The 5,647-nt window shown below is 69.6% G+C and carries 6 protein-coding genes; 1 reads left to right on the top strand and 5 read right to left on the bottom strand.

The window, feature by feature from the left end; genetic code table 11:
* From aroE to ACK42S_RS15150, 5 genes are all read right to left on the bottom strand, one after another.
* Nucleotides 1-519, bottom strand: a 519-nt coding sequence (gene aroE / locus ACK42S_RS15170) for a shikimate dehydrogenase (protein ID WP_409709352.1), incomplete at its 3' end; no start/stop codon positions are given.
* A complete protein-coding gene (locus ACK42S_RS15165; protein ID WP_409709350.1) occupies nt 519-1,370 on the bottom strand; it encodes an energy transducer TonB in 852 nt (283 codons plus the stop codon). The genes aroE and ACK42S_RS15165, both read right to left, overlap by 1 nt.
* Nucleotides 1,371-1,385: 15 nt before the next feature.
* Complete coding sequence (locus ACK42S_RS15160; RefSeq protein ID WP_409709347.1) at nt 1,386-3,422, bottom strand: ribonuclease catalytic domain-containing protein; 2,037 nt, start codon at nt 3,420-3,422, stop codon at nt 1,386-1,388.
* A gap of 32 nt (nt 3,423-3,454) precedes the next feature.
* Nucleotides 3,455-4,195 carry a 3-oxoacyl-ACP reductase FabG gene (gene fabG, locus ACK42S_RS15155; RefSeq protein ID WP_409709344.1) on the bottom strand — a complete coding sequence of 247 codons (741 nt, stop codon included), beginning with the start codon at nt 4,193-4,195 and terminating at the stop codon, nt 3,455-3,457.
* On the bottom strand, nt 4,192-4,782 hold the full coding sequence (locus ACK42S_RS15150; protein WP_409709341.1) for a YqiA/YcfP family alpha/beta fold hydrolase: 591 nt from the start codon (nt 4,780-4,782) through the stop codon (nt 4,192-4,194). The genes fabG and ACK42S_RS15150 overlap by 4 nt, the downstream gene beginning before the upstream one ends.
* A 140-nt stretch (nt 4,783-4,922) precedes the next feature.
* Here ACK42S_RS15150 and ACK42S_RS15145 point away from each other — a divergent pair.
* On the top strand, nt 4,923-5,647 hold a 725-nt coding region (locus ACK42S_RS15145), incomplete at its 3' end, for a DUF5118 domain-containing protein (RefSeq protein WP_409709338.1).

Raw genomic sequence — 5,647 nt, 5'->3', positions numbered from 1 at the left:
GGCCCACGCGGCATGGCGCGCGACGAGGGCTTGGGCCTTGTCCGGGCTGCGGTTGGCCACCACCACGCGGCGCGGCCGCTGGGCCAGCAGCGGGCCCAGCACGCCGGCGCTGGCGCCGCCGGCGCCCAACAGCAGCAAGTCGCGCCCGGCCAGGTCGATGCCGGCGTTGTGCTGCAGGTCGTGCACGAGGCCGGCACCGTCGGTGTTGTCGCCGAACCAGCCTTCGGGATCGAAGCGCAGGGTGTTGACCGCCTGGGCCAGCAACGCGCGCTCGCTGCGCCGGTGGGCCAGGTCGTGGGCCTCGAACTTGAACGGCACGGTGACGTTGCAGCCACAGCCGGATGCGGCCGCAAAGCCGCGCACGGTGGCCGCGAACCCGTCGAGCGGCGCGAGCACGCGTTCATAGACGAGCGGCTGACCCGTCAGCTCGGCGAAGCGGGCGTGGATGTAGGGGGATTTGCTGTGGGCCACGGGGTGGCCGATCACCGCATAGCGGTCGGGGCGGTCGGCGGTGTCCATCAGTTGCCGGTGAGGGTGGTTTCCAGGGCCTGTTCGCGCGTGAAGCGAAAGCGCGAGACGACCACGATCTGGTCGGCCTTGGCACGCATTTCGCGGGTGAAGGGGCCGAAAGGGCTGGCTGCGTGCACGATGGCCACGGCGCGGCGGTCGAGCACCGGCTGGCCGGAGCTTTGCACGACCTCGGTGTCGACCACGCGCCCCTGGGCATCGACGGTGACGATCATGGTGAGCTCGCCGTAGAGCTTCCGGCCCTGGTGCTCGGGGAAGTTGCGCGTGCCACGGTCCTCGATCTTGCGGCGCAGCTGGTCGTAGTAGAGCGCGTAGGCCTCCTCGCGGGTGCTGGGGCTGATGTAGCGGCGCTTGGGGCGCGCATTTTCCTCGTTGATGCGCTTTTCGATCTCGGCCAGCATGCGCAGCAACTGGCGGCGCTTTTCCTCCTGCGATTGCGCTTCCTGGCTGCCTTGAGGGTGGCTTGGGTCCGGTGCGGGCAGCCGGGCCAGTTCGCGGCGCAGGCTGGCCAGCAGGCGTTCTTGCTGCTCCATCAGGGTTTCGATCTGGCGCTGTGCGTCTTCGAACGCGTTGCCGGTTTCCAGCACGGCCGAGGGCGGCAGGGGCGAGCTGGCGCGGCCGCGCTCGACGTTGCCTCCGCCGGCCAGGTTGGCCTGGGCGATCGCCTGGGCCTGCTCAGGGCGCTCGGCAGAGCGTGCGTTGACGAGGATGACCTCCAGCGGGGTGTCCTCGAAGACGCGGTTGAAGGCTTCGGGATCGACGAAGCGCACGGTCAGCAGCAGGGCATGCACCCCCAGCGAGATGGCCAGGGCGATCTGCAGGGTGCTGAGCTTCTTGAGCATTGCAGCAGTGTCGGGTCAGGCGGCCGCGCCGGCAGGGCCGGCCTGCACCGGTGCATGGTCGCCGTCGTCGAGCTCGATGGCCAGGGCGATCGGGCCGGCGGTGTCTTCCTCCTCGCCGTCGTCCTCCACGGCCTCGGGGACGATCTCGTCCAGGCGTTCGACGAGCTTGGCATGCGCGTCCAGCGTGAGTTCGTCCACGGCCGTGATGCGCACCCGCACATGGGCGCCGCGCGGCAGGTTCTCGGTGCCGGTGGCGCGCAAAACCAGCGGCAGGGCGTCGGCACGCACCAGACCGTCTTTGAGCACGGTGGCGGTGAGCTCTTTGACATCGTTTTGTGACAAGTAGCGCAGCGTCCAGTAGCGCTCGATGCCGTGCTGGAAGTCGTTGTAGGCGCTGTAGGCCGCATCGAAGCCGGAGATCACCGAGAAGAGTTCGGCGTCCTTGGGCTTGAAGGGGGCGGCCAGCGCGGCGGTGCGGCCATGGCGTGCGCAGGCGATGATCTGCCACTGGTTGACGAGATCGACGTAGCGACGCAGCGGCGAGGTGGCCCAGGTGTATTGCTTTACGCCCATGCCGGCGTGCGGCAGCGGCTTGGTGCTCATGCGCACTTTCACACCGGGCAGCAGGCTGGCCTGGCTGCGGTAGATGCCGGGCACACCCAGCTCGGCCAGCCAGCCGCCCCAGGTGGCATTGGCCAGGATCATGGCCTCGGCCACGATCAGGTCCAGCGGCTCGCCGCGCTTGCGCGTGGTGATCTGCACGGTCTCCGCGCCGGTGGGCTCGCGGCCGTCGTGGCCTACGAGCCTGAAGCTGTAGTCGGGCCGGGTGAAGGTCTCGGGCTTGCCACGCACCACTTCCCGCTGGGCCTTCAGGTGGCGGGCCAGGCGCCAGCAAAAGGCCAGTTCGGCCGGGAAGGGGTAGGCCGTCGGGGCCGTGCCGCTCAGCGTGTCGGCGGTGATCACGCCGTCGAGCTGGTCGTGGCGCAGGTTGGCGGCGATCGGCACCCGCTCCAGGCGCGTCTCATGGCCACGGACTTCGAGCGTGGCTTCATCGATCATGAAGTAGATCGACACGGCCGGGCAGTCGCGCCCTTCCTGCAAGGTGTAGGCCTGCACCACCTCGTCGGGCAGCATGGTGATCTTGTAGCCCGGCATGTACACCGTGGAATAGCGTGCGCGCGCGACCTGGTCCAGTGCATCGCCGGGGGCGATGGCCAGGCCGGGGGCGGCGATGTGCACGCCGAACACCACGGTGCCGCTGCCCAGGCCCTGCACCGACAGCGCGTCGTCGATCTCGGTGGTGGCCGAGTCGTCGATGCTGAAGGCCTGCACCGGCGCCAGGGGCAGCGTCTCGGGGATGGGCGGGGCGGTCAGGGCCGGGAAGCCATAGCCCTTGGGAAAGTGCTCGAACAAGAAGCGCCGCCAGTGGAACTGGTAGGGGCTGTCGATGGCGCCAGCGGCCTTGAGCAAGTCCAGCGGGCTTTGCTGCGTGCGTTTGCTGGCTTCGACGACGGCCTTGTATTCCAGGGCGTTTTTGTCGGGCTTGAACAGGATTTTGTAGAGCTGCTCCCGCACCGGCGCAGGGCACTGTCCGGCGGCCAGTTCGGCAGCCCAGGCCTCGATCTGGGCCTGTTGTTGCTGCTTGCGCTCGATGGCCAGCAAGGCGGCTTTGACGGTTTCTTGCGGGGCTTTCTTGAAGCGACCTTTGCCGACGCGGCGGAAATAGTGCGGGGCCTCGAACAGGCGCAGCAGCGCCGCGGCCTGCTGCACCGCGCCGGCGCGGGCATCGAAATAGTCGCGCGCCAGGTCGGCGAAGCCGAACTCGTCTTCGGGGGCGAATTCCCAGGCCAGGTCGAGGTCGATCTCCTGGGACAGGGCCTGGGCCTGAGCGAGCAGTTGTGCAGGGGCGGGCTGCTCGAACTGCAGCAGCACGTGGGCGGACTTGACCTTCACGCGCTTGCCGGAGTCGAGCTCGATCTGCACCGAAGCCTCGGCCTGGGACATCACGCGGCCGGCCAGGAATTTGCCGGCGTCTTCAAACAGGGCGAACATGCCCCGATTGTCGCCTGTCCGGCCGCCGGTCTTCAGACGGTGAGGCCGCCGGAGACTTCCAGCACCGCACCGTTCACGTAGGAGGCCTCGTCGCTGGCCAGGAAGGCGTAGACGTTGGCGACCTCCTCGGGCCGGCCCAGGCGCTTGAGCGGCACGTCCTCTCGCATCGCGGTGAGCACCTTGTCGGGGATGGTGGCGAGGATGGGCGTTTCGATGAAGCCGGGGGCCACCGCATTGACGCGGATGCCCTTGGGCCCGAGTTCGCGCGACCAGGTCTTGGTGAAGCCGATCACGCCAAACTTGCTCGCCGCGTAGTTGGTCTGGCCGTAGTTGCCGTAGATGCCCACCACCGAGGAGGCGTTGAGGATCACACCGGCGCCTTGCTCGAGCATGGCCGGCAGCACGGCCTGCGCACAGTGGAAGACGCCTCGCAGGTTCACATCGATGACGCGGTCGAACTGCTCCAGCGTCATCTTCTGCAGCCGCGCGTCTTGCGTGATGCCGGCGTTGTTGACCAGCACGTCGATGCGGCCGAAGCGTGCCAGCGCGGCGTCGGCCATCGCCTGAACCTGCCCGCGCGAGGTCACGTCCACCACCTGGCCTTCGGCCTGGGCGCCCAGGGCGCGGCACTGTGCCACCGCCGCGTCCACGGCCTCGCGGTGGAGGTCGCATACCATCAGGCGCGCGCCTTCGCGGGCGAACTTGAGGGCGGTGGCCAGGCCGATGCCCTGGGCCGCGCCGGTGACGATGGCGGTCTTGTCTTGCAGTCTCATGCGTGCTCCAGGAAGGAGAGGATGTCCTCGAGGTGATCGGGGAAGCTGCTCAGCGCGTGGTCGCCGCCCTCGAGCACCGTGAGCCGGGTGCCGGCATAGCGCGCAGCCATCTCGCGCCAGTCCAGCACCTCGTCGCCCTGGGCGACCAGCACGAAATAGCGATCGGGCCGGGTGAGGGCGCCCGGAGCAAGGGCGCGCAGTTCGTCGATGTACTCGGCGCGGAACCAGAAGCGCTCCTCGCTGTGCCAGGCGGTGATCTCGCCGATGTAGCGGGCTAGATCGCGTGCTGGGTCCACGGCCGGGTTGATCAGCACGGCCGGGCAGCCCAAGCGCTCGGCTGCCACCGTGGCGTAAAAGCCGCCCAGCGAGGAGCCGATCACGGCGCGCCGGTCTTCGGGCAGGCGCTGCAGGGTGGCTTCGATGAGCGACCACGCCTGCGCGGGCGACGGGGGAAGCTGCGGGCAACGCCAGGTCCAGTCCTCGCCCCGGGCCTGCCGGCGCGCGATGCACGCACCCATCTGCTGCGCCTTGAGGGAGCGCGGCGAGGAACGGAAGCCATGGAGGTACAGCAGGTCGCGGCGGGGCATCGTGACAGCAAGGGCCGGCGGCAAAGCGTCGCAGTCTAAGCCGGCCGGGTCCGCCGGGGCCTGCACCTGGGGTTTGTCCCGGGGGCGAGCGTGAAGGGTTTTGCACCTGGGCGGCCCCGCGTCGGGGGCATGATGCGTCCATGCACGCGAACGTCTTTTCTGCACGGTGGGCCGCGATGGTGGCGGCAGCGGGTCTGGCTGCCTGTGCGGGCACCGGCCCGACGTCTCCGGCGGCGGCGCCTGTGACGGCCCCGGCTGCGTCGGCCGCCTCCACGCCCCGCCCCGCGCCTGGCACACCGCAACCCTTTGCGGAGGTGACCCGGGGCGCGACGCGCGAGGACGGCCACCTGCCGGTGTGGCGGCGCGAGGACAAGGTCTGGTTCGAGCTGGCACCATCCCGGCTGGGTCGGCCCTTCCTGTTGAGCATCAACGTCGCCGGCTCGGTGGGGCAGCGCGGCCTGTACGCCAGTCAGATGGGCCGAAGCTGGCTGGTGGAGTGGCGCCGCGCGGGCGATCGCCTGCAACTCATGGCGCTGAACACCGCAGTGCGCGCCGACGGTGACGCCGCCCTGACCCGTGCCGTGCGCGAGGGCTATTCCGAAAGCCTGCTCGTGGCGCTGCCGCTGGCCAGCGCACCGCATCCCGAGCATCAGGCCGTGCTGGTGGACGCCAGCTTTCTGCTGGGCGACATCGCTGGCTACGGCAGTGCGATCGAGTCGGCCTTTCGCCTGAGCTACACGCTGGACCGCGCCAACTCGCAGATCGAGCGCGTGCGTCAGTCCGAACGGCTCACGGCGGTGCGGGTGCGCCAGCACCACATGGTGCCGCGCATTCCGGTGCTGCCGCCGGCGGCCACCGGTGCGGT

Origin of the sequence: Caldimonas sp. (assembly GCF_046289365.1) — a bacterium.
Classification (GTDB): Bacteria; Pseudomonadota; Gammaproteobacteria; order Burkholderiales; family Burkholderiaceae_C; genus Caldimonas.
Note: the sequence above shows the minus strand (reverse complement) of the source record. Positions and strands in the feature narration are given on the sequence as shown.

Excerpts from the sequence above, each read along its gene's own strand:
- ACK42S_RS15165 (WP_409709350.1), bottom strand. The coding sequence starts at position 1,370 with ATGCTCAAGAAGCTCAGCACCCTGCAGATCGCCCTGGCCATCTCGCTG.
- ACK42S_RS15160 (WP_409709347.1), bottom strand. The coding sequence starts at position 3,422 with ATGTTCGCCCTGTTTGAAGACGCCGGCAAATTCCTGGCCGGCCGCGTG.
- fabG (WP_409709344.1), bottom strand. The coding sequence starts at position 4,195 with ATGAGACTGCAAGACAAGACCGCCATCGTCACCGGCGCGGCCCAGGGC.
- ACK42S_RS15150 (WP_409709341.1), bottom strand. The coding sequence starts at position 4,782 with ATGCCCCGCCGCGACCTGCTGTACCTCCATGGCTTCCGTTCCTCGCCG.